Origin of the sequence: Syntrophothermus lipocalidus DSM 12680 (genome assembly GCF_000092405.1) — a bacterium.
Classification (GTDB): Bacteria; Bacillota; Syntrophomonadia; order Syntrophomonadales; family Syntrophothermaceae; genus Syntrophothermus; species Syntrophothermus lipocalidus.
This window is the reverse complement of sequence record NC_014220.1, coordinates 1678619-1700358: the sequence shown is the minus strand read 5'-3', so window position 1 is coordinate 1700358 and position 21740 is coordinate 1678619. Positions and strand designations below refer to the sequence as shown.

General features: G+C 48.8%; 21 protein-coding genes, 4 tRNA genes and 1 other annotated feature. Of the genes, 23 read left to right on the top strand and 2 right to left on the bottom strand.

Features of this window, described 5'->3' with window-relative positions; genetic code table 11:
- The first annotated feature begins 79 nt into the window (after positions 1-79).
- The 15 genes from SLIP_RS08105 (at position 80) to SLIP_RS08030 (ending at position 15760) form a co-directional block, all read left to right on the top strand.
- Positions 80-1084, top strand: a complete 1005-nt coding sequence (locus SLIP_RS08105; RefSeq protein ID WP_013175792.1) for a hypothetical protein — start codon at positions 80-82, stop codon at positions 1082-1084.
- A gap of 103 nt (positions 1085-1187) precedes the next feature.
- Positions 1188-1387: a binding site (T-box leader), on the top strand.
- Positions 1388-1451: 64 nt separating this feature from the next.
- Positions 1452-2354 carry a glycine--tRNA ligase subunit alpha gene (gene glyQ / locus SLIP_RS08095; RefSeq protein ID WP_013175790.1) on the top strand — a complete coding sequence of 301 codons (903 nt, stop codon included), beginning with the start codon at positions 1452-1454 and terminating at the stop codon, positions 2352-2354.
- A gap of 2 nt (positions 2355-2356) precedes the next feature.
- A complete protein-coding gene (gene glyS, locus SLIP_RS08090; protein WP_013175789.1) occupies positions 2357-4423 on the top strand; it encodes a glycine--tRNA ligase subunit beta in 2067 nt (688 codons plus the stop codon).
- A gap of 104 nt (positions 4424-4527) precedes the next feature.
- Entirely contained in the window at positions 4528-5178 is a 651-nt protein-coding gene (gene ccpN / locus SLIP_RS08085; protein ID WP_013175788.1) for a transcriptional regulator CcpN, read from the top strand.
- 2 nt (positions 5179-5180) lie between these two features.
- Positions 5181-6002, top strand: a complete 822-nt coding sequence (locus SLIP_RS08080; protein ID WP_013175787.1) for a pyruvate, water dikinase regulatory protein — start codon at positions 5181-5183, stop codon at positions 6000-6002.
- Positions 5995-8646, top strand: coding sequence for a pyruvate, phosphate dikinase (gene ppdK / locus SLIP_RS08075; protein WP_013175786.1), 2652 nt, complete (start codon positions 5995-5997; stop codon positions 8644-8646). The genes SLIP_RS08080 and ppdK overlap by 8 nt, the downstream gene beginning before the upstream one ends.
- Positions 8647-8884: 238 nt before the next feature.
- Positions 8885-10012 carry a peptidoglycan-binding protein gene (locus SLIP_RS12115; protein WP_049765033.1) on the top strand — a complete coding sequence of 376 codons (1128 nt, stop codon included), beginning with the start codon at positions 8885-8887 and terminating at the stop codon, positions 10010-10012.
- A 318-nt stretch (positions 10013-10330) separates the two neighbouring features.
- Positions 10331-10948, top strand: coding sequence for a flavodoxin family protein (locus tag SLIP_RS08065; protein ID WP_013175784.1), 618 nt, complete (start codon positions 10331-10333; stop codon positions 10946-10948).
- An 82-nt stretch (positions 10949-11030) separates the two neighbouring features.
- Positions 11031-12149 (top strand): deoxyguanosinetriphosphate triphosphohydrolase, encoded by a 1119-nt coding sequence (locus SLIP_RS08060; protein ID WP_013175783.1) that lies wholly within the window; start codon positions 11031-11033, stop codon positions 12147-12149.
- Positions 12150-12223: 74 nt separating this feature from the next.
- Positions 12224-14011: a DNA primase gene (gene dnaG / locus SLIP_RS08055; RefSeq protein WP_013175782.1), complete on the top strand. Its 1788-nt coding sequence runs from the start codon at positions 12224-12226 to the stop codon at positions 14009-14011.
- Positions 14008-15093, top strand: a complete 1086-nt coding sequence (gene rpoD, locus SLIP_RS08050) for an RNA polymerase sigma factor RpoD (protein ID WP_013175781.1) — start codon at positions 14008-14010, stop codon at positions 15091-15093. The genes dnaG and rpoD overlap by 4 nt, the downstream gene beginning before the upstream one ends.
- A gap of 277 nt (positions 15094-15370) precedes the next feature.
- Positions 15371-15445, top strand: a tRNA-Asn gene (locus tag SLIP_RS08045).
- A 7-nt stretch (positions 15446-15452) separates the two neighbouring features.
- Positions 15453-15528: transfer RNA gene (locus SLIP_RS08040), tRNA-Ile, on the top strand.
- A gap of 80 nt (positions 15529-15608) precedes the next feature.
- A tRNA-Glu gene (locus SLIP_RS08035) sits at positions 15609-15683 on the top strand.
- A 2-nt stretch (positions 15684-15685) separates the two neighbouring features.
- Positions 15686-15760: transfer RNA gene (locus SLIP_RS08030), tRNA-Val, on the top strand.
- A gap of 337 nt (positions 15761-16097) precedes the next feature.
- Here the strand turns inward: SLIP_RS08030 and SLIP_RS08025 are convergent.
- Together SLIP_RS08025 and SLIP_RS08020 are read right to left on the bottom strand one after the other, a co-directional pair.
- Positions 16098-16538 (bottom strand): putative toxin-antitoxin system toxin component, PIN family, encoded by a 441-nt coding sequence (locus SLIP_RS08025; RefSeq protein ID WP_013175780.1) that lies wholly within the window; start codon positions 16536-16538, stop codon positions 16098-16100.
- The gene (locus SLIP_RS08020) at positions 16519-16791 is read right to left on the bottom strand and encodes an AbrB/MazE/SpoVT family DNA-binding domain-containing protein (protein WP_013175779.1); all 273 of its coding nucleotides are present in this window, start codon (positions 16789-16791) and stop codon (positions 16519-16521) included. The genes SLIP_RS08025 and SLIP_RS08020 overlap by 20 nt, the downstream gene beginning before the upstream one ends.
- A 447-nt stretch (positions 16792-17238) precedes the next feature.
- Between SLIP_RS08020 and SLIP_RS12110 the strand changes: the two genes are divergently transcribed.
- The 8 genes from SLIP_RS12110 to SLIP_RS07985 all read left to right on the top strand — a co-directional run bounded on the left by SLIP_RS12110 (position 17239) and on the right by SLIP_RS07985 (position 21593).
- Positions 17239-17943, top strand: coding sequence for a restriction endonuclease (locus SLIP_RS12110; RefSeq protein WP_049765032.1), 705 nt, complete (start codon positions 17239-17241; stop codon positions 17941-17943).
- A 167-nt stretch (positions 17944-18110) separates the two neighbouring features.
- Positions 18111-18683: a hypothetical protein gene (locus tag SLIP_RS08010; protein ID WP_013175777.1), complete on the top strand. Its 573-nt coding sequence runs from the start codon at positions 18111-18113 to the stop codon at positions 18681-18683.
- Between the two features lie 61 nt (positions 18684-18744).
- On the top strand, positions 18745-18822 hold the full coding sequence (locus SLIP_RS12930) for a hypothetical protein (RefSeq protein ID WP_242649159.1): 78 nt from the start codon (positions 18745-18747) through the stop codon (positions 18820-18822).
- Between the two features lie 108 nt (positions 18823-18930).
- Positions 18931-19134, top strand: coding sequence for a general secretion pathway protein (locus SLIP_RS12925; RefSeq protein WP_242649092.1), 204 nt, complete (start codon positions 18931-18933; stop codon positions 19132-19134).
- A gap of 180 nt (positions 19135-19314) precedes the next feature.
- Positions 19315-19743 (top strand): WYL domain-containing protein, encoded by a 429-nt coding sequence (locus SLIP_RS08000; protein ID WP_041432899.1) that lies wholly within the window; start codon positions 19315-19317, stop codon positions 19741-19743.
- 497 nt (positions 19744-20240) lie between these two features.
- On the top strand, positions 20241-20363 hold the full coding sequence (locus tag SLIP_RS13025; RefSeq protein WP_278078293.1) for a hypothetical protein: 123 nt from the start codon (positions 20241-20243) through the stop codon (positions 20361-20363).
- A gap of 17 nt (positions 20364-20380) precedes the next feature.
- Positions 20381-20719 carry a hypothetical protein gene (locus tag SLIP_RS07990; RefSeq protein WP_013175775.1) on the top strand — a complete coding sequence of 113 codons (339 nt, stop codon included), beginning with the start codon at positions 20381-20383 and terminating at the stop codon, positions 20717-20719.
- Between the two features lie 238 nt (positions 20720-20957).
- Positions 20958-21593: a hypothetical protein gene (locus SLIP_RS07985; protein ID WP_013175774.1), complete on the top strand. Its 636-nt coding sequence runs from the start codon at positions 20958-20960 to the stop codon at positions 21591-21593.
- The last annotated feature ends 147 nt before the right edge of the window (positions 21594-21740 follow it).

Here is a 21740-nt window from a genome sequence, read left to right as displayed (position 1 = left end):
CCCAATCCTGCGCGGGACAGGTGTGTTATAGAAGGGCTGTAAGAGGAGGCGAAGCTGTGGGAAAAAGGTTCTTTTGTGGATGATACTGGTCGCGGGGTACGCGTACTTAGCCATAAACACCGACTGGTCGTGGGTGAAGAACAAGGCGTATTATAACATACTGGGGTGCTATGGGCGGGTAGTAGCCAGTCATGCACGGCTACAAATCGTATTCAATCCGGGCTTGAGAGAAGAGGTCGTGCCGGCTCAGGTGACCGGGCTGTTAAAAAACGGTCAGCTTAGCATCCTAGGCTGGGAAGACGTGTCCAAGCCCGGCATACCACGGCCTGGCCTGACAGTCGCGGCCATAACGCCGGAAGCCAGGGCCGATAGCCTGACTTTGGTCAACGGGGTGGTACAACGCCGGGTTCAAGTGCTAGTCGAGTGTTCTAAAATGGACAAATGGCACACGACATCGGAAGGATGGGAAAGCTTAAAACAGCTAAGACGTACCTGCTTGCGGGTGGTGGTATTCGACGGGGGGCACCATCTTTCTACGATCGGTACTTGTCCCGATATTATCCTGGTCCCGGTAGTCAACGGTTATGCTGCTCATTCATACATGAAGGATGGAATAAGGGTTGAGAAGCTTAAACGGTTACTGGTTCAAACAAGGGCTCCCAGCGCCATAATAGCGGTGCCCCGCTGGGCAGTAGTAAAATCGCCTTCGTGCTTAGGAGTGCTCGCGGCAAGGGCCTACCTGCAGCTTGTCAGGGAAGGGAAACGATGCGGAGTAGAATTCTCTCGGCCTGTAACGTCGCCGGGAATGAGCAAACTAAACGGGACGGTATTTTGTTACGTGAACGGGGAATCCGCCGAAGAGTTCTCGGGCAAACTTAGGTCGCTCGGTTTGAGAGATGTAAGAAGGGTTTATATTGCTCTTAATTACAGCCGCCTTGACCCGACAAACGCCTTGTCCTATGCCGAAAGATTACAGCAGCACACGGGTAAACCAGTAATGGTGGTGAACGAGCCGGTAAACGTCGTTGACGCTGTTGTGGATGGTTTTTGGCAACCTGGACTCAGACGGTTTGGCGAAGGTTGATAGGTGACCAAGTTATTTGAGCCACTCCTACTGTACAAGCGGGAGGGGTATAGTTGATTGACAAGAGGTCTGGCGGTTGTTAAACTTAAAAGCGACAAATCGATATATGGCGATGATAAAGAGGAGTAAGGAAGATGCCCTCTGGACAGAGAACCGGTGGTGGTGGGAATCCGGTCAGGGGACTTCCTGAAGGGCGCTTTGGAGCCGCAGGAGGAAAGCCGTTGGCGAGTAAAGCCTGCATTATCACGAGAGGGCCTGTTGAGGCCAATCAGGGTGGAACCGCGGGAAAAGCCCGTCCCTGTGTAGGGGACGGGCTTTAGTTTTAGGTCTAGTCGCATCAAATCGCATATAGATAGGAGGATTGAAGGTGACTTTTCAGGAGATAATCTTAGCTCTGGAAACATTTTGGGGTAGCCAAGGCTGCATCATTCAGCAACCATATGACGTGGAAAAGGGGGCGGGGACGATGAACCCGGCTACCTTTTTGCGCGCTCTTGGGCCTGAACCTTGGAATGTGGCTTACGTAGAGCCTTCGCGCAGGCCGACTGACGGTCGGTACGGCGAGAACCCCAACCGGCTTCAACACTATTACCAGTATCAGGTGATATTGAAGCCGTCTCCCGACAATGTTATTGACCTGTATTTGGACAGTCTTCGTACTCTTGGGATTGATCCGCGCAAACATGACATCAGGCTGGTGGAAGATAACTGGGAATCCCCTACCCTTGGAGCCTGGGGCTTAGGGTGGGAGATATGGCTCGATGGGATGGAAATCACCCAGTTTACGTACTTCCAGCAGTGCGGGGGCATTGACTGCTACCCGGTTTGCGCTGAAATTACCTACGGCATAGAAAGGATTGCTATGTACATCCAGAACAAGGAGAGCGTGTTTGACATCGAGTGGGTAGACGGCATTACCTACGGGGATGTTCACCACCAGAGTGAGGTCGACTATTCTTATTACAACTTCCAGGTAGCGGACATCGAAACCTTGGTGACAATGTTCGATCTCTGCGAGAAAGAGGCTAAACGGGTACTGGAGAAGGAATTGGTACAGCCCGCCTATGACTACGTTTTGAAGTGTTCGCACCTCTTTAACCTGTTAGATGCGAGAGGAGCCATAAGCGTAACTGAACGCACCAGCTACATTGCTCGGGTCAGAAATATGGCCCGCAGCGTGGCTCTGGCTTATTTACGGCAGCGGGAAAAATTAGGGTATCCTTTACTGAAAGATCTTGAACTCAGGAAGAAGACGTTAAAGGAGGGCTAGGTATGACCAGAGATCTGGTTTTTGAAATAGGCACTGAGGAAATACCGGCAGCCTATATGCCAAATGCTATCCGGGACATGGAAGCCCTGGCCAGAGAAAAACTGTCAGGAGCCAATCTCAGTTTCGGTAGCCTGAGAACTATGGGAACACCACGGCGACTGGTACTTTACGTTTATGACCTGGCTGAGAACCAGGCAGGCTGGCTGAAGGAGGTCAGAGGCCCAAAACGAGAGCAGGCTTTCGATGCAGAGGGGCGGCCTACCTCGGCGGCTCTGGGTTTTGCCCGAGCTCAGGGAGTGACGGTCGAATCTCTCGAGGTGCGGGAAATGTCCGGAGTAGATTACGTCTTCGCGGTAAAAAAGGAGTCCGGGAAGAAAACCGTAGAAGTCTTGCCAGGGGTTTTGCGGGAAATCGTGGTTGATCTCGGCTTCCCTAAGGCAATGCGCTGGGCCTACTCCGAGTTCAGGTTCGCCCGTCCCATCCGATGGATGTTGGCTTTGTTGGGTAACGAGGTCATACCGGTTCAGATAGAAAACGTGGAAGCCAGCAATGTTACCTTTGGACACAGGTTTTTGTCTGAGCGGCCAATTACGGTCAACGAAGCAGCCAATTACTTCGAATTAATGGAGAAAGCGTTTGTCGTCGTCGATCACGAACGCAGGCGGCAAATGATATGGGAACAGATATTGAACACGGCCGAGCAGGCGGGAGGTTATCCTTATAACGACGAGGAACTACTGGAAGAGGTTAATTTTCTTCTGGAGTACCCGACCGCGTTCTACGGGAAGTTTTCGCCGGAATACCTGGTGTTGCCGACAGAGGTTTTGACCACCACGATGATCGAACACCAGCGCTACTTCCCGGTGTTTTCCGATGACGGCAAGCTCCTCCCCGGGTTTATCGGAGTTAGAAACGGCGACGAGTACAACCTGGAGGAGGTTAAAGCAGGTAATGAAAGGGTTTTGAGGGCCCGTCTGGAAGATGCTCTCTTCTTTTACAGGGAAGACACTAAACAGCCACTGGCGAGTAAAGTAGAGCTTCTTAAGAACGTGGTGTACCAAGCCAGGCTGGGTACGGTTTGGTCGAAGGTAGAGAGGCTGCAGGATATCGCGGTATTCATCGGGAAGGAAACCGGCTTAGGGCGGGAAACCACAATTCGCAGGGCGGCTTACCTGTGTAAGGCTGACCTCGAAACCAACATGGTGTACGAGTTTCCGGAACTACAAGGGATTATGGGACGGTACTATGCCCTTGCCAGCGGGGAAGACCCGGAGGTGGCAGAGGCCATTTTAGAACACTACCTTCCACGTTTTGCCGGCGATAGGTTGCCCGAGACCCCGGCCGGGATTGCGGTTAGCCTGGCAGAAAAACTGGACAACCTAGTCGGGTGTTTCTGCATAAACATCAAGCCCAGCGGTTCTCAGGACCCTTATGCTTTACGGAGACAAGCCTTGGGGTTGGTTAACATAATCCTCAAGAGGGGATTAAGGTTGGACCTTGAAAAGGCCATAAGATTCGTATATCAGGGATTTGCGCCTATAAAACCTGACCTTAGCTGTGAAGAAACTGTTGGAGAGGTTCTAGACTTTGTTCTGCAGAGACTAAGGGGAATATTGTCAGACAGCGGCATCTCGTATGATGTACTGGATGCAGTCCTGGCAGTACCTCAAGGCGACGTGCTGGAGGTCAGAAAAAGGGCTGAGGCCTTGCAGGAGTTCAAGCAGAGCGAGTACTTTGAGGACGGGATGGTGGTTTTCAATCGCTGTTACAATTTAGCCAAAAAATGGGATAACCGAGACGTAGATGAAGTATTGCTGGAAACCGAGGCGGAAAGACGGGTTTATCAGTGGCTGGCGCAGACAGAACCGCTGCTGAACGAATTAAAGGAAAGAGGGGAGTATGGCGAGTACCTCATAACACTGTCGAAAGGGAGGGCGGGGGTTGACGAGTTGTTCGATGCGGTAATGATCATGGCCGAGGACCCGAACCTGAGAAGGAACCGGTTGAGCCTTTTGCGTCGTATCAGCGATTTGTTCTTGAATTTAGGAGATTTCAGCCGGTTGGTATAAGACTTTTTTCCTTTGACGAAGGGAAAAGCGATTCTTTATAATCAATAGTGTATATGATTTGATGTTTTGCTTCAAAAAAGTATAGCATAATTGGTGGGTGGGGTATGATCGAGCTCACTGAAAGGCAAGGTAAAATACTGGACATCGTGCGTAAGCACCAGCCTATCACAGGCGAGAGAATCGCCGAAATACTGGATGTTACCCGAGCCGCTCTCCGACCAGACTTGGCTGTTCTTACCATGTCTGGATATCTGGAGGCCAAACCACGGGTTGGGTACACCATCAAGTCCGAGGGAGCCCAGGGAGCTATCAGAAAAATCCTTTGCCAATATCGGGTTAAAGACGTGAAATCGATGCCGGTAGTGGTTAAGGATACTTCCAGCATATACGATGCTATTGTAACGCTTTTCACCGAGGATGCAGGTACTATTTACGTTACCGACCGCGACGGTTATCTGGCGGGGGTAGTTTCGAGGAAAGATTTCTTGAAAACGACTCTTGGCCATATCGATATATACAAGGTGCCGGTCAGTGTAATAATGACCAGGATGCCGAATATAATCGTAACGACTCCTGACGAGACGGTTATCGAAGCGGTGAAGAAGATTGTAGAACATGAAATCGATAGCCTGCCGGTAGTTAAGAAATACATTGACGAAAACGGAGACGAAAAGCTCGAGGTGGTAGGAAGGATAACCAAGACCAACATAGCCCGCTTGTTACTCGACTTGGCCAACCAGAAAAAGGAGGGGTAGATTTGAGTCATCGCATGCCCGGGGTGTACATAGTATCGGACTCCATCGGGGAAACAGCAGAGATGGTGGTTAGGGCAGCTGCCAGCCAGTTTAACTCCGGCAAGATAGAAATAAAGAGGATACCTTATGTTACCGACGAAGAAAGCATTGTCGAAATAATTAACCAAGCAGCCGAGGAGCGAGCGATTATAGCTTACACCCTGGTGATTGAAGAGTTAGCGCGTTTTTTGAAGACTAAGGCCCAAGAAGCCTCTGTTCTGACCGTAGACCTGCTTGGTCCGATGGTGGAGACCTTGCAGCTAGCCAGTAACGTGGAACCAAAACGGGAACCCGGACTCTTACGCAAGGTAGACGAGATATACTTTCGTAGGGTTGAAGCCATCGAATTTGCGGTCAGGTATGATGATGGCAAGGATGCACGGGGAATACCTTTAGCGGACATCGTACTTATTGGGGTTTCGCGGACTTCCAAGACCCCTCTTTCTATGTATCTAGCCCATAAGCGGATAAAGGTAGCGAACGTGCCGCTTGTACCGGAAGTGCCTCCTCCAGAAGAGCTCTACAGCGTCGAAAAAGGACGGCTCATAGGTCTTACCATACAACCGGACTTGCTTTGCGCCATTCGTAGAGAAAGGCTGAAGGCTCTGGGTTTAATGTCAGATGCGAATTATGCTAGCCCGGAGAGGATTGCCCACGAACTCGAGTTTGCTCACCAGATAATGCGTAAGCTGGGTTGTCCGATAATAGATGTCAGCAACAAGGCCGTGGAAGAAACGGCGAGTAAGATACTAGAAATATATTACAGGAGGTTGAGTCATGTCTAGAACCAAGTACGTGTATCTTTTCGAAGAAGGCCAGGCAGATATGAAATCATTGCTAGGTGGTAAGGGGGCGAACCTGGCAGAAATGACGCGGATCGGCCTGCCCGTTCCTCCGGGGTTTACTATAACCACAGAGGCATGCAAAGAGTATTATCGACTGGGTAAAGAATTTCCCCCCAACATGATGGAGGATGCATTGCAGGCTTTGCAGGCACTCGAAGAAAAGACCGGTAAAAGGTTTGGGGACAGGGATAACCCGCTCTTGGTGTCGGTCCGATCGGGTGCTCCTGTGTCCATGCCGGGGATGATGGATACTATTCTTAACCTGGGCCTAAACGACGTTACTGTGGAGGGTTTGGCTTCTCTTACTGGAGATGAACGGTTTGCTTTGGACTGCTATCGGCGTTTCATTCAGATGTTTTCTAACGTGGTCTTGAATATTGATCACGCGGTCTTCGATGCGGTAATGGAAAAGTATAAGAAAAGACACGGCTTGATATTTGATTACGAAATACCTGCTGATGGATTAAGATCTATTATCACCGAGTACAAGGGCTTGGTTCTGAAAGAAGCCGGCCGTGAGTTTCCCCAAGACGTATACGAGCAGTTGCAAATGGCAATTAAGGCTGTTTTTGAGTCTTGGAATAACCAAAGGGCCATAGTGTATAGGAAACTGAACAAGATACCGGATGATTTAGGGACGGCGGTCAATGTTCAGGCCATGGCTTTCGGGAACATGGGAAGCGATTCCGGTACGGGGGTAGCTTTTACCCGCAATCCGTCTACCGGCGAGCGTGAACTGTACGGCGAGTTTCTTGTAAATGCCCAAGGGGAGGATGTTGTTGCCGGAATCAGAACTCCTACTCCCATATCCAAGCTCAAAGACGAACTGCCCCAGGTTTACGAACAGTTCACCCAGGTGTGTCAGACCCTGGAATCCCATTATCGGGACATGCAGGATATCGAGTTTACAGTGGAAAAAGGTAAACTATACATGCTGCAGACCCGGAGCGGTAAGCGTACGGCCGCAGCTGCTATCAAGATTGCTGTAGACATGGTGAAAGAAGGACTCATTACTCGCGAAGAAGCGATCTTGCGGGTGGATCCCAATCAGATTAACCAATTGTTACATAGACAGATCGACTCCAAAGCCCAGTTGAACGTCATAGCTAGAGGATTGCCGGCTTCACCTGGAGCGGCTTCAGGGAAGGTCGTTTTTGATGCGGACGAGGCTGAAAGACTGGGCAACGAAGGGGAAAAGGTTATACTGGTGCGCAGCGAGACTACTCCGGATGATATTCACGGGATCGTCAAAGCCCAGGGGGTACTCACTTCGAGAGGCGGTATGACCAGTCATGCGGCGGTCGTCGCTCGTGGAATGGGCAAGCCATGTGTCTGCGGGTGCGAGGCCATTAAAATAGACCCGGCCGGGCAAGAGTTCTCGGTCGGAGACATTGTTGTCAAGAAAGGCGAAACCATATCCATAGATGGGGCTACCGGTAACGTGATGCTGGGAGAGGTACCGATGATAGAGCCCACACTGTCAGAGGAGTTTGAAACCCTCCTCAAGTGGGCTGACGACATCAGGAAGCTGGGGGTACGCGCCAATGCCGACACACCCGAGGACGCTGCCAAAGCCCGCGAGTTTGGAGCTGAGGGAATCGGCCTTTGCCGGACGGAACACATGTTCATGGCTCAGGATCGTTTACCTATAGTTCAGGAAATGATTCTGGCTGACACCGAGGAGGCTCGAAGGAAGGCCCTGGCTAAGCTTCTTCCCATGCAGCGCGAAGACTTTTACGGTATTCTAAAGGCTATGGCCGGTTTTCCGGTGACCATTAGGCTATTGGACCCGCCGTTGCACGAGTTCTTGCCCGGAGCTGAAGAACTCCTGACGGAAATAGCGGAAATGAATGCGAGAGGACAGAATAACGCTGTGCTGGCGGAAAAGAGATCGCTACTGAAAAAGGTTTATGCTCTGAGGGAATTCAATCCTATGCTCGGGCACAGAGGATGCCGTTTGGGTATAACTTATCCGGAGATCTATCGGATGCAGGCCCGTGCTATATTCGAAGCGGTTGTTAAACTGAAAAAAGAGGGAATCGAGGTTTTGCCCGAAGTGGAAATTCCTCTGGTAATGGATAGCAGCGAGCTGGCCATGTTAAAGCGCGAGGTACTGGAGGTTTATGAAGAAGTAAAAGCGGAAACAGGGGTTGAGTTCGAGTTTGCAGTGGGCACGATGATCGAATTGCCCCGGGCTTGTGTAGTAGCCGATGAGATCGCGGCTGAGGCTGATTTCTTCTCTTTCGGTACCAATGACCTTACCCAAACCACGCTGGGATTCAGCCGCGACGACGCCGAGGGCAAGTTTATACCGATTTATTTGGAGAAAAAGCTCTTGAAAGACAACCCGTTTGCGGTACTGGATCGCAAAGGTGTAGGAAGCTTGATGATAATGGCGATCGAGAAAGGACGCTCGGTAAACTCAGGACTTCTCATCGGAATTTGTGGCGAGCATGGCGGGGAACCGTCCTCAGTGGAGTTTTGTCATCAAATCGGCCTTCACTACGTGAGTTGCTCGCCCTACCGAGTACCGGTCGCCCGCCTAGCTGCAGCCCAGGCGGCGGTGCTGTACCCCAGGGAGTAATGGGTTTTCCTTAATGTCAAAGGCACCTAGGGAACAAAGCCCCTGCTTCTCAGCGGGGGCTTCCTAAGTTTTTACATCTCTAGGTTTTCCAGGCTCAGTTTGATCATGATGCTCTCTCCCGGTTCAGTTCTTGTCTCACGAATGGTCTCGCACGGTCAGACTCTCTTAGGCAGTTTGTCCAAATTGTTTGAAAAAGGATACCCTGTAGGTAAGGACAGGAGTGAAGGGAGAGGATATCATGTCGAACCGAAGCGTGATGCTCGCAGTTGTGTTCCTAGCCGGATTACTTTTAGCGGGAAGCCTTTTTATAACAGCAGGTAGTGCGTATGCCCAGGGTGCATACAGTGACAAAGATCTGGCTTTGGGTACATACGGAGAGGATGTTAGACAAGTTCAGCAGTGTCTGAGTCATTTGAATTACAACACCGGTGGTATTGACGGTATTTACGGGCCACAAACCGTCAGTGCTGTTTCAGCTTTTCAGAAGGATCAGCAACTTGTCGTAGACGGTATTGCTGGGCCTGAAACCCAGTGGGCCTTGTTTAAGATAGTCAGTCAGCTTCAAAAAGACTTGACCTTTGTTGGTTTTGATACCAAGGGTGTAGACGGTTGTTTCGGTCCAGCTACGGTGAGTGCCGTCTTATCCTTTCAAACTGCTAACAAACTCAAGGCTGACGGGATAGTGGGGCCTGAAACGAAAAAAGCTCTGGAGCAAGCAGTTGCGGCGAAAAAAGCCAACACCAGTGCTACTGTCGTTTATATAGTGCAAAAAGGTGATACCTTGTCGGAAATCGCTGTCCGGTACAAAACAACAGTCAAGGCCATCAAGGATGCTAACAAGTTGAGTTCGGACCTTATCAAAGTAGGGCAAAAACTGGTTATTCCTTCCGGTGGCAGTACTCCCACGGTGCCGTCAACTAGCACTACCCCTTCCCGGCAAGGAAGATTTGGCGAACTCGTTCCCTGGAGCGAGGCTCAAAAAATATTTAAGGTTGGGATGATCGCCACTATTACCGATTTTGACACCGGTTTGACCTATCAGGTGAAACGTCTAGGTGGCAGTAATCACGCCGATGTCGAACCTTTAACGGCTGCAGATACGGCTAAGATGAAGCAGGCCTATCACGGGGAGTGGAGCTGGGAGCGACACGCCATCCTGGTTACGGTCGCCGGCAGAACTATCGCTGCCTCTCAAAACGGGATGCCTCACGGGACTTCAACCATAGATAACAACTTCCCCGGCCATTTCTGCATACATTTCTTGGGCAGTATGACCCACGGCAATAATCAATGGGCTCCAAGCCCCGCGCATGTCGATGCAGCTCACCAGGCTATGGTTCGGAAAGCGGCGGGACTTTCGAGCTAAGACTAGGGTTCAGCAACATCAAGGATCACAAAGAAATATTATAATATTATAAATATTATAATATTATATAGAGACAAGCAGAGCCTTTGATCGGCGCTCTGCTTTTTCTGTCTTGTGCGCCAGCATACGCACATCGAAGCAGACACGTATCGCCCCTGGAATGCTTCCTCTATATTGTTGGTAAAAGCCTTGCCCGTGGTTTTATATGTGTACAAGTCCTTATTTGTGACCATTTATGTCTCATTTCATGAGTACAAATCAGGTTGAAGGAACATAAATAAAAGAGTCGTATATACATTAGGTGAGGAGGTGTAGCTGGTGTCAGATGTTTTCATAATTGCTTTGAATGGAAGTCCCAACAAAAACGGTAATACGGCCTTTATGCTTAACACTGCCCTTGCCACTTGTCGAGAAATGGGGGCGCGAACCGAGATGATTCACTGCCAAGAGGCTCTGAAAGGAATAAGAAACAAGTTTTGCGTTAACTGCGAGGTTCCTTGCTCAGGCAAATGTGGGAGGGGAAAACCGCTAGAGACAGCTTTCGAGCTTTTGCGCCAGGCTGACGGGTTGTTGATAGGGAGCCCGGTTTACTTCGGTACAGTTTCCGCCCAGCTGAAGGCTTTTTGGGACAAGAGTCGGTTTTTGCGCAATGAAAAAGCACTGCTTAATGTTCCGGGTGGGGCTGTGGCGGTTGGAGCTTCTCGGTTTGGGGGACAGGAGACGACCATCAGGGCTATCCATGACCTAATGTTGGTTCAGGGGATGTTGGTTCTGGGAGATGGTTACTGGGAGTATGACTGCGGGCATCAAGGGGCTGCGGCCCAGCGCCCGGCACAGACGGACGACAACGGGTTGCAAAGGACAGTCATACTGGCCAAAAGGCTGGTCGAAGTAGCGCGGGCAACTCGAAGCATTCGTACAAAAACCGCACGTTAAGAAAAACAATTTTAGGTGCGGAGATGATGAAGTGTCATTATAATATATACCAATATCGTTGGTATTGGAGGATGTATCTTCCGTGTCAGAACAAGGAAGGGGACAAACGAATCACGGCCTGGACAACCTCTGCATACGCGAAGAAATAGAAGCCAAGGAAGAATTGGTGTTGAGCCCTTATGCCTGTTTTTCTAGTCAAAGTCAGGGGAGAGAAAAACCTGAGCCTCCGGATCCGGTGCGGACCTGCTTCATGGTGGACAGAGACAGGATTGTTCATTCCAAGTCATTTCGTCGCCTCAAACACAAGACTCAGGTGTATATTTCGCCTGTCGGCGATCACTATCGAACCAGGTTAACCCATACCCTAGAAGTGAGCCAGATAGCCAGAACGATTGGACGGGGGTTAGGTTTAAACGAGGATCTGATAGAAGCTATCGCTTTAGCCCATGACATCGGTCATACCCCTTTTTCTCATGCTGGAGAAAGAGTATTGGATCAGCTGGTGCCTGGCGGGTTCCGTCACAACGAAAACAGCGTCCGGGTACTGACCAGGATTGAAAGAGGAAAGTTCGGGCGAGGACTGAACCTGACTAAGGAAGTATTGGACGGGGTGCTATACCATAGCGGTTACGGCGAAGGGGGTGCCCGAGCTCAAACTTTGGAGGGCCAGACCATCTTTTACAGCGACAAGATTGCTTACGTGCAGCATGACATTGATGACGCCATTCGCGCCGGATTGCTGAGGATAGAGGATATTCCCCGGGACTACCTTGATGTTTTGGGATATACCCACAGCCAGCGGATAGCAACGTTAGTCACCGACATCATAGTTCATACCCGTCAACAAGCAGCACGAAAAGGGGACAGGCTTGTGAGGGTTACGATGAGTCCAGAAGTTGAGAAGGCCCTGACTGGGTTGCGCGAGTTCATGTTTAAAAACATCTACAACGGTCCTTTTTGCATGGCTGAGAAGGACAAGGCGGCTGTGATAGTAGAGTACCTGTACAAATATTACTACTCTCACCCCAATAAACTGCCCGAATTTTATCAAGAGATAGCTAAAGAAGAAGGACTGGCAGTGGGGGTTGCCGATTATATTTCGGGTATGAGCGATACCTTTTGCCTGGCTATCTTCAACGAGGTTTATGTGCCCCAGTTTACTCCTGGTTTCAACTTTTACAGGGGGTTTACAGAGGAGTAGAAAGCCCTTGCCGTCAAAGGTCGGCAGTGTTGCATTGATATATACGATGCGTCGTGAATGGAAGTGACGACAAAATGAATGAACAGTTATTGAGGACTATTGAAGATAGGATCGACATTGTTGAACTCGTGTCAGAGAGCACGGATTTAGTGCGGAAAGGAAGCCGTTACTGGGGTCTGTGCCCGTTTCATTCCGAAAAAACCCCGTCTTTTTCGGTTTCGGCCGAAAAACGACTTTTTTATTGTTTTGGCTGTCATGTTGGTGGCAACATCTTTACTTTCGTTATGAAACGCGACAACCTGAGTTTTAAGGAAGCTGTCGAAGTTTTGGCTGCCAAAGCCGGTATCGAGTATGTACCGAAATCAGATGGGGCGAAGAAGCGAAAACGGGATGAAGAGAGAATCATAGAAATGAATGAACTGGCGGCTGCTTATTATCACCAATTGTTGAAATCGGACAAGGGTGCGAGGGCTAGAAGATACCTGGAGGAAAGAGGAGTTGACTGGGAAACGGCGGTTGCCTTTCAGCTGGGTTATGCTCCGGACGAGTGGCGGGGTCTCTTGGAATACCTGATTTCGAGGGGTTATTCGGGGCCTCAGTTAGTGGCGTCTGGCCTGATAAAGAGGAGTCCGGTCAAAGATTCGTATTATGATGTTTTTCGGGACCGGGTGATATTTCCAATAAGGAACAAGTCCGGGACGGTAGTGGGAATGGGAGGGCGCAGCTTGAACCCGGCCGACATTCCCAAGTATCTTAATACGCCGGAAACCGCGGTATTTTCCAAACGCGATAACCTGTACGGATTGTTTCAAGCCCGTGATCACGTTCGCCGGCTGAACGAAGCGATCTTGGTAGAAGGATATATGGACTGCATAATGTTGCATCAATACGGGATACGACAGGCAGTAGCTTCGTTAGGCACCGCATTTACGATTGAACAGGCCAGGTTGTTACGAGGGTACACGGAAAGAGTTGTTTTGATTTATGATGGCGACCAAGCCGGGCAAAGGGAGGCCTTGAGGGCTGCTGAATTGATGAGCAAGGAGGGCCTAAAAGTTGAAGTCGTAGTGTTGCCGGAGGATCAGGATCCAGACGAATATATTATGGTGAAAGGAAAAGAGGAATTTCTACAATATATCAAGAATAATAAGAAAAATCCGATGGAATTCAAGCTGGATTTTAAACTACGCGATGTTGAAGGTCAGAGTCTCGTGGAAAAACTGGCGGTGTTGCACGAAACTTTTTGCGACCTGCAACAGGTAGAGAGTCTGTTGGAACTGGAGAATCATCTTGCTTTTGTTGCTAGAAAACTAGAGCTGCCCGAGAATGCGGTTAGACGCGAATTCAGGGTTTGGCAGCGAAAAACCAGGTCAATTGGCATTATCAGGAATAGAAATTCTATAAATAGATATAATAAAGGAGACAAAGAGAAGTTTGCGTCACCGGAGTTTCAGGTCAGACTGTTGGCAAAGATGGTGAATGACGAAAATACTTTCAAGCGTGTATTCGAAACCTGTGGTACTAAGTTTTTTACCGACCCCGGTCTAAGGAAGGCAGCTGCGTTATTTCAAGAAAAAGGAAGTTTTCATCATGGTCAACTTATAGCCGAAGCGGTTCATAACTTGCCGGAATTGGCGGCAACTTTGGCCAGGGTTGAAATGGTTGAGGAAGAGAATTGGCCCTCAGATCATGAGGTAGAGAAATTTATCCGAGAAGTGAAAAGACGCAAGATGGAAAGGAAATGGCAAAGGTTGTTGACGGAAATCGAAGCTCAAAAGAATAAAGGGGACTTTTACGATATTCTCCGTTTGATATTGGAGACGGATCATCATCTCAGAATTCAGGAAGGGGGGGAACTATGAAAGACAAGAAGCTCGCCGAAGCTATCAGCGCACTGACCGAAAAAGGAAAGAAAAAGAAAAACCTGACTTATGATGAGATATCCGATGATCTTCAGGGTATCAAACTGGAAGCTGATCAAATCGAGGATATTTACGAGCATCTCCAGGCGATGGGTATTCGCGTAGGAGACAGCACGGATGAGTTTGAGGTGGAAGAGACTCCCGTAGAAGGCGAGGCTGCCGAAACCGAAGATGTTTTGGTCCCCGAAGGCGTGGAAATAGATGATCCGGTCAGGATGTATTTGAAAGAGATTGGCAGGGTTCCCCTCTTAAGCGCGGAGGAAGAAATCGAGCTAGCAAAGAGAATCGAAAATGGTGACGAAGACGCAAAACGCAAACTGGTAGAGGCAAACCTGCGTTTGGTTGTCAGTATCGCCAAGCGTTACGTAGGGAGGGGCATGCTTTTTTTGGATCTGATACAGGAAGGTAACCTGGGGCTGATGAAAGCCGTTGAGAAATTCGATTACCGTAAAGGGTATAAGTTCAGCACCTACGCTACTTGGTGGATAAGGCAGGCTATTACCAGGGCTATTGCGGATCAGGCCCGGACTATTCGAATACCAGTGCATATGGTAGAAACCATTAACAAATTGTCAAGGATACAGAGGGCCCTTCTGCAGAAGCTGGGCAGAGAACCCACACCCGCCGAGGTGGCCGAAGAGATGGACATTCCGGTGGAGCGGGTGATGGAGATAATGAAGGTGGCTCAGGAACCCGTGTCTCTAGAGACTCCTATTGGGGAAGAAGATGACAGCCATCTTGGAGATTTCATCACTGACGAAGATGCCGAATCGCCGGAAGAGTCTGCTTCCTTCGTGTTGCTGCGAGAACACCTGGATGGAATTTTGTCCACCTTGACCGATAGGGAAGAGAAGGTGTTGCGGCTCAGGTTTGGTCTAGATGACGGCAGGCCCCGCACTCTCGAAGAAGTGGGACAGGAGTTTGGGGTTACCCGGGAACGAATCAGGCAGATAGAGGCCAAAGCCCTGCGTAAGCTTCGACATCCGTCACGAAGCAAGAAGCTGAAAGACTATATAGAATAGAGTAATGATAGTGAAACCAATACCATCTGTGTTCATCAGCCCGGCACTCAGCGGGACGACATTGCAACATGCCGGTTGGTCGCGAAAACGCTAGTCGCCGGTCAAGACTTGAGCTGAGCGCCGGGTCTGCGCGCATCCGCCCCGAAAGTAGAATCTATTTTCCAGATTCTAGTGGTGACACCGTTAGGTGTCGTGAGGGTCTGTGGCTATTTTTTCGGGGCAGACACTGTTGACTTTTAAGCGGATTACCCCTTATAATAAGACTTGCCGATGGCGCTCCTCGATAGCTCAACGGTAGAGCATCCGGCTGTTAACCGGAGGGTTGCAGGTTCGAATCCTGCTCGGGGAGCCAAAGTTTTGGGCCTATAGCTCAGCTGGTAGAGCTACCGGCTCATAACCGGTTGGTCCCAGGTTCGAATCCTGGTAGGCCCACCATCCCAGAAACTTGGCGGTATGTTGATGCTCGAAGTTAGGACAGACTCGGGTACATGACATACGTATTTGAATGAGATTGTGGCCCCATGGTCAAGTGGTTAAGACACCGCCCTTTCAAGGCGGTAACAGGGGTTCGAATCCCCTTGGGGTCACCAACGGGCGATTAGCTCAGTGGGAGAGCACCTGCCTTACAAGCAGGGGGCCAGTGGTTCAAGTCCACTATCGCCCACCAAACCTAAACACAAAAAATCCCGATACGTCGGGATTTTTTTTAGTTTGCAGAAAAAAACACGGCAGAAGATCCGTCTTTCTACGAATCCCTCAATCTCGGCATTTCCTTCTACGCGGAGTAACAAGGGAGTAACAAATAGATTCACAAACTTGTGTTCGGCAAGAGTCTAAAAGAAGCGAAACAGCGGGCTTGGTTTAAGCGATTAAAAAAATCAGGGAAAACGGGGCAAAAAGCGGTTCCGGTTGGGCGTCAGAAAACTCGGCCGGAAAGGAGAGATGAAATCGTGGAGCACTCCTTTCTCTTTCTTAAAGGGATAAAGCTTTCCTTTGGAAAGCTGTTATTCTGTTTTCAGCAGCTCCGACAGCCGCTCCAGGAAATCGCCCGGCGTGCCGACTCTAAAACCAAACTCTTCTCCCTTAAGCCTTAAGAAATGCTTATCAAGGCTTACTAGCCAGTCCACTCTGCCGGAGATTGCCGCTGCCAGGACGGGGGCATCATGGGTGTTTATATGCTTGCAGGCGCTGGTTATTTCTTTCTGAGTAACCTGGACCAACTGAAAAGGCAATGTCTCAAACAGCTTTTCAAACAAAGGCAGAGCGTCAGGGAGTTTCCTTTGGATATTGCGAAGCACTTCGTTTATTACGTGATCGGAGATTACGGCCGTGACCACTTCTGCTTCGGCCATAGCAAGAAGTTTGTGAGAGCCGCCTTTCTTTGAGGCAAGAGCGGAGATGATCACGCTGCTGTCGAGAAATACCTTAATCTGCTTCGTACTCATGGTGGCCCTCTCGCAGTTCCTTCAGCAGATCCTCCAACTGGATGTTGTTCCGCTTCATTTCCTTGAGCACTGAGGATGCAAGCTTCCCAACAGTGAGGGGCTCCGGCATTGCGATTATCGCCCTGCCGGCTCTGAAAACTTCCAGAACTGTGTCCTCATCTATGTTGAGGTCCTTTCTGAATTCGGCGGGGATTGTGAATTGGCCTTTGCCCCAAACGCGAACTTTTTTTGTTTCTTGACCCGCAGGATTCATGGCGGACATCCTCCTTTCAGAATTCTGACTTCATTATAACGCTGGAACGTATTTTAATGAAGCACGATTAAAAGTAAACTGTTGCTACCGATCGAGACTTCCGCATAATTCGAAAAAACCGGACTCAAAAAGACCAAGAACAATCGTTACCGGGCCGAATATACGTAGGTGACTTCACCCTTTCTGGTTTTGTTGGTTTTGGGTTTTTGTCACCTTAAAAATTCGGCAAAACGGGGGGTAAAGTCCTTTTTTATCTACGATAAATCCCCGATTTTTAGGGGTTGGTTGGTGTGCAAAAGTCTCAGGTAATAGGTTATAGATCCCAAAATGCGCGTTTCTTGGCTTATCTGGTTCCGATAAGGGAGCTTATGAGAAGGAATATCCGTTCGGTGTGTCGAAACAATTTTCCGAAATTAACGTAACCAAATAGGAAAGGGTTGATGGTTATTGAGCAGCAGCGTGAGCAGTGCTGTGGCAGGAAGCTTTCTTAAAGGTCTGCTGATGGGCTTGAAAGCAGCGTGGCCGCTGTGGGTGTTGATTGCGTTGATCGTGTTAGGCAAACTGGCATGGAGAGCCTACGAAATGCAGCGTCTGGCCCGGTCGGGACTGGACGATATAGACAGAATGGACGGGAAGGTCTTCGAAAAGTATCTCGAAGCCGTGTTTCGAAAGCGGGGTTACAAAGTTCTGCGCACCAGATACGTCGGGGACTACGGGGCGGATCTCGTCATCGAAAAAGATGGCCTCAAAACCGTGGTGCAGGCAAAACGCCATAAAGGAAAGGTTGGCGTCAAAGCCGTACAGGAAGTAGTAGCTTCAAAGGGTTACTACGACTGTGACAGGGCGATGGTTGTGACCAACAGCATTTACACGGACCAGGCCCGGGAACTAGCGAAGGCCAACGGCGTCGAGCTGTGGGACAGAGATGATCTGATACGGGAACTGCTGGCCGCTGATGCCAAGCACGCACTTCAAGCTGAAGTACAGATACCTGCTGTCAACACAGCAGGTCAACCCAATCACGAAGATAAAGCCGTCTGCGCAGTGTGCGGGAAAGCAGTTTCAGAGAAGGTTAAAGCCTACTGCTTAACTCACACTGAACGATTCAAAGGTCAAATATATTGTTATGAACATCAAAAAACGATTACCTAAAGGAGTGAAACATGAACAAATCAATTTTCTTCCTTGCTCGATTTTGCTCGACAATAAATCGAGTCTAAACAGGAAGTGTCGAACTTGAGATTGACGGAAAGCAGTCCCTTTAGCGAAGTTACGAGACAACGCTGACAGGCTGCAAAACTTATAAGGAGTGTTCTTCGATGTCGGACAAAATTGTATGTCCGGAGTGTGGTTCAAACAACGTAGTTCCGATTGTTTATGGTCTGCCGACTTGGGAACTCCGACAAAAAGCAGAAGAAGGCAAAATCAGGCTCGGAGGATGCTGCATTTACGAAAACAGTCCCAGGTTTGCCTGCAACGACTGTAATTGCGCATGGGGAGGAGAAAAATCGTCGGGCAAAAAATACGAGGAAATAAGACGTATCAAGGCAAGCATTGGACATCATTGCGATTCAAGCCTCAATGTTTGTGTTGAAATCGACCTCATAGCCTGCAGAGTCAGTTGGAACCAGGGGCTTTACAAGCAGGTTAGCTTTGAGAAGCCGATAGACGCTGCATCCGCAAAGAAGTTTATCGAAAGACTCCGACAGTTAAGGGTGTTGAATTGGGGACAGAGGTACGATAATCCAGGTGTGCTTGACGGGACCCAGTGGAGCATAGAGGTGGGATTCGGCGAGGTTTGTACTGTCAAAGGCGGAAGTAATGCCTATCCGAAAGAATGGGATGGGTTCTGCCGGTTGATTCAAGATGTAGCGGGTAGGCCCTTTAAATGAGGATATTGATTCCCTGTTGCCAGTAGTCATCGTGGACGAAGCCCACCTTGTGGACAAGGAGATGTTAGAAGAAGTCCGGTTTCTTTTGAACTTCAAGATGGATTCCGAAAGTCCTATGGCCCTCATCCTGGTAGGTTAAAGCCAGTTGTGCTAGAGGTTTAGGTTCCAGGCTTATTCTGCCATCCGTCAGCGCATAGACCTTATGTGCATGATGACCCATCTGGACCGTGCGCAAACGCAAGAGTACGTGAATCAGCACCTGACTTATGCGGGGGTAGAACGCGAGATCTTCTCGGATGGTGCGCTTAATGAGATATTCCAGTTTTCTTCGGGTGTTGCCCGGCTTATCAACAAAGTCTGCACCCACTGCCTGATGTATGGGGCTCAGAACGGCCATCGCATTATTGACGACCACATGGTGAAACGGGTAATTCAGGGAGAACTGAGTTAGTTCTCCCTCTTCCCTTACCCGTGCTCTCCGGTCAGTTACTCCGTCATATTCCGGACAATTAACACCGTCTATCTCCGGACTTTTTAAGGGAGCAGTAACACCACCCTTTTCAAATACCACTACGATCCGAAGCAACTGGCACTGGAAAAACTTCAAAATTGGATTCACGTGGTGGAAGAGATGCTCGCCGACCCGGACAAAACTGGAAACATATTCTCCAAACTGGTGGAGGCCTTGAAATACTCGTACCGGGTTAAGCTCCAGTACTTCACAGCCTACAGCCAGGAGCTCACAGAAAGGCTGGTCAAACCCTACGGGCTCATCTGCAAGCGGCAGAACTGGTACCTGGTCGCCCATTGCCTGAAAAGAAACGACATCCAGGTATTCAGCTACCCGGCAACGACGGAAGCCGTGCTCCTGCACCTTGCAGACATGATATCTTCCAAAGTAAATGGAATCGACGGGGCGATAAAGTCTGCCAGGGATAACGGAGCGGTCGGGAGTTTCAGGCTGTACGACAGGAACATATATCCCTGGGTGAGTAAAGAAGAAGAAGACTGGTCGTCCGACACCGCGTCCGCGGAAATACCGGAACAGATAGATTGGTGAAGCGTGCCAGTTTAACGCAAAACCCAATGACGATGAGAAAACTGTCGATATTTGTCGATAAATTAGCTTATTCCTTTAAGAGGATAATAATTTCTTTCAGCGAAATTCTACGTAACAGTACACAATAAACCAGCGATCAGGCAGAAACCTCTGTTTCGAGCGGCTGGTTCAGTTGCTAGAAAAACGAACTATGGGGTAAGGATTCCTGAACGATGAACGATTTGGTGAGGATTTGCGTATGACAAAAACCAGCATAAAGTTTTAGCCGTCGAATGATAGGGCTCGGCAGCATTTGGTCGCCAGTCGATGATGTTTTAGGGAGCTAAAAGATAAGGCTTGCAGATGACCAATTTTACACCAAATCAGAGTGGTGGGTAAAGAAGGTCGGAAAAATGTCTGATAACACGTCAATAAAGGTGCTTTGGGCGTCAGTAATCATATTATTCATAGTTCTTGTATTTTGTATCTCTGCGATATTAGACCTTAAGAAACAAAACATGGAACTGAAGGCCTATGTGGCTAACTACTCTCGCACTGTTGATTATTTGGATTCAGATGTAGACGAGTTGGAGTTTAGAATAGACGACATGGATAGCCGCATAGAGGCTTTGGAGTATTAGTTGGAGGAAAAAAGAAAATGCCGCGGTGGGTTTTACCTGCAACAATTCTGTTCTTGATAGGAGTGGCATTCGTCTTTAGATGGGAATACGGACCGGTTCAGTATTACGGACTTAAAACAGCGGTGTACAAACATGATCGCTGGACGGGGCAAGACTGGGTGAAGATATACGAATCTTCTTATGAAGGAACCAAAATTAGAGAAAACCCCGTGCCTTATGATAGGGACGCTCGGAAAAACAGAGAAACGGCTACCAAGATTGGTGCGCTGGCGGCTTTCATAACATTTATTTGGCTGGTTCTTGCGGTACAGGCCAGCGTATATTCAACGAGGTCAGAAAAGAGAAATGCGATATAGAACGACGGCCGTTAGAAGGTGCAGTAAGTTCTTTGCTCATAAAAATGTCTAACAAAGAGCAACACAGGCTGATCGAAGTGATAATCGCGTTAGTCAAATAGATTTACATGCTTTTACATACTTTTGACTCAGTTGCTGTTGGGAGCCTACAGTACAAGGTTTACAGCCCCGCAAACCCTAAAGTATACCGGATTGATGATAGGATATCCTTATTTTCCGCTGTGGAGGTAGTTTATCTATGTTCAGACTGTTTAAGAAGAGAGAAACATTAGCAAAATTTAACTTTACCTACGGACCTATATTTTGTCACATAGAAGGTCTTTGCAAAGAACCCTCAGACGACTTACTCATCTTGTCCTACCTTATGTTTGTCAGCCGTTATTTCTTCATATGCGATGAACGTCAGATTGCTCCGATGCAAGCTTTTTTGAATGACTTTTCGTCCGGTGAACTGTGGTTTGAAGAGTATTCATACTTTCACGAAGCGGTTCAAGTTACCGTTTTTAAAACGTTCACCGAGGAAGAAAAAAGCGCCGTAATTAAACTTTTTTCGGGGATGTCGCCTCTTTTGTTAACTCAAGATATTAACAAAATAAAGAAACCAAGTTTCAAGTATTCTCTAGAAGTGTTTCGCACAGATAATGACGTTATTTCTGGTTTTCGATTGTCTGTTGGGCCTGACAAGATACTTTTGCCATTGACTGTTTCTCTTTTCTTTGAGTACGTTGTAAAACACTTCCGAGATGAAAGGAGTGTGGAAAGAATCATGAATGCGCTGAAAGAATTAATGGATTACTACGAACACCATGACTGCAGGAGTAAAGGAAGCTTATTTATCGCTCCTTCAATCTTAGACTCTGAATTAGGACGGTAGACTGAAACTGAACGAAGAAATTAGATTTCAACATTTGCAGGATATGTGAGCCCAAGAGACTGGGGCTGTAAGCAAAAACCGCGGCCTAGGTGTCTGGATAATTTATACATTGACGTATTTCATGCCCGATACATTAGGTAGAACGAG

What these genes read in the sequence shown, in the direction of transcription:
- glyS (WP_013175789.1), top strand. Translation starts at nt 2,357, where the DNA reads ATGACCAGAGATCTGGTTTTTGAAATAGGCACTGAGGAAATACCGGCA.
- ccpN (WP_013175788.1), top strand. Translation starts at nt 4,528, where the DNA reads ATGATCGAGCTCACTGAAAGGCAAGGTAAAATACTGGACATCGTGCGT.
- dnaG (WP_013175782.1), top strand. Translation starts at nt 12,224, where the DNA reads ATGAATGAACAGTTATTGAGGACTATTGAAGATAGGATCGACATTGTT.
- SLIP_RS08020 (WP_013175779.1), bottom strand. Translation starts at nt 16,791, where the DNA reads ATGAATCCTGCGGGTCAAGAAACAAAAAAAGTTCGCGTTTGGGGCAAA.
- SLIP_RS07985 (WP_013175774.1), top strand. Translation starts at nt 20,958, where the DNA reads ATGTTCAGACTGTTTAAGAAGAGAGAAACATTAGCAAAATTTAACTTT.
- SLIP_RS13025 (WP_278078293.1), top strand. Translation starts at nt 20,241, where the DNA reads ATGGAACTGAAGGCCTATGTGGCTAACTACTCTCGCACTGTTGATTAT.
- ppdK (WP_013175786.1), top strand. Translation starts at nt 5,995, where the DNA reads ATGTCTAGAACCAAGTACGTGTATCTTTTCGAAGAAGGCCAGGCAGAT.
- SLIP_RS07990 (WP_013175775.1), top strand. Translation starts at nt 20,381, where the DNA reads ATGCCGCGGTGGGTTTTACCTGCAACAATTCTGTTCTTGATAGGAGTG.
- rpoD (WP_013175781.1), top strand. Translation starts at nt 14,008, where the DNA reads ATGAAAGACAAGAAGCTCGCCGAAGCTATCAGCGCACTGACCGAAAAA.
- SLIP_RS08025 (WP_013175780.1), bottom strand. Translation starts at nt 16,538, where the DNA reads ATGAGTACGAAGCAGATTAAGGTATTTCTCGACAGCAGCGTGATCATC.
- SLIP_RS08000 (WP_041432899.1), top strand. Translation starts at nt 19,315, where the DNA reads ATGCTCGCCGACCCGGACAAAACTGGAAACATATTCTCCAAACTGGTG.
- SLIP_RS12115 (WP_049765033.1), top strand. Translation starts at nt 8,885, where the DNA reads ATGTCGAACCGAAGCGTGATGCTCGCAGTTGTGTTCCTAGCCGGATTA.
- SLIP_RS12930 (WP_242649159.1), top strand. Translation starts at nt 18,745, where the DNA reads ATGTTAGAAGAAGTCCGGTTTCTTTTGAACTTCAAGATGGATTCCGAA.
- SLIP_RS08010 (WP_013175777.1), top strand. Translation starts at nt 18,111, where the DNA reads ATGTCGGACAAAATTGTATGTCCGGAGTGTGGTTCAAACAACGTAGTT.
- SLIP_RS08105 (WP_013175792.1), top strand. Translation starts at nt 80, where the DNA reads ATGATACTGGTCGCGGGGTACGCGTACTTAGCCATAAACACCGACTGG.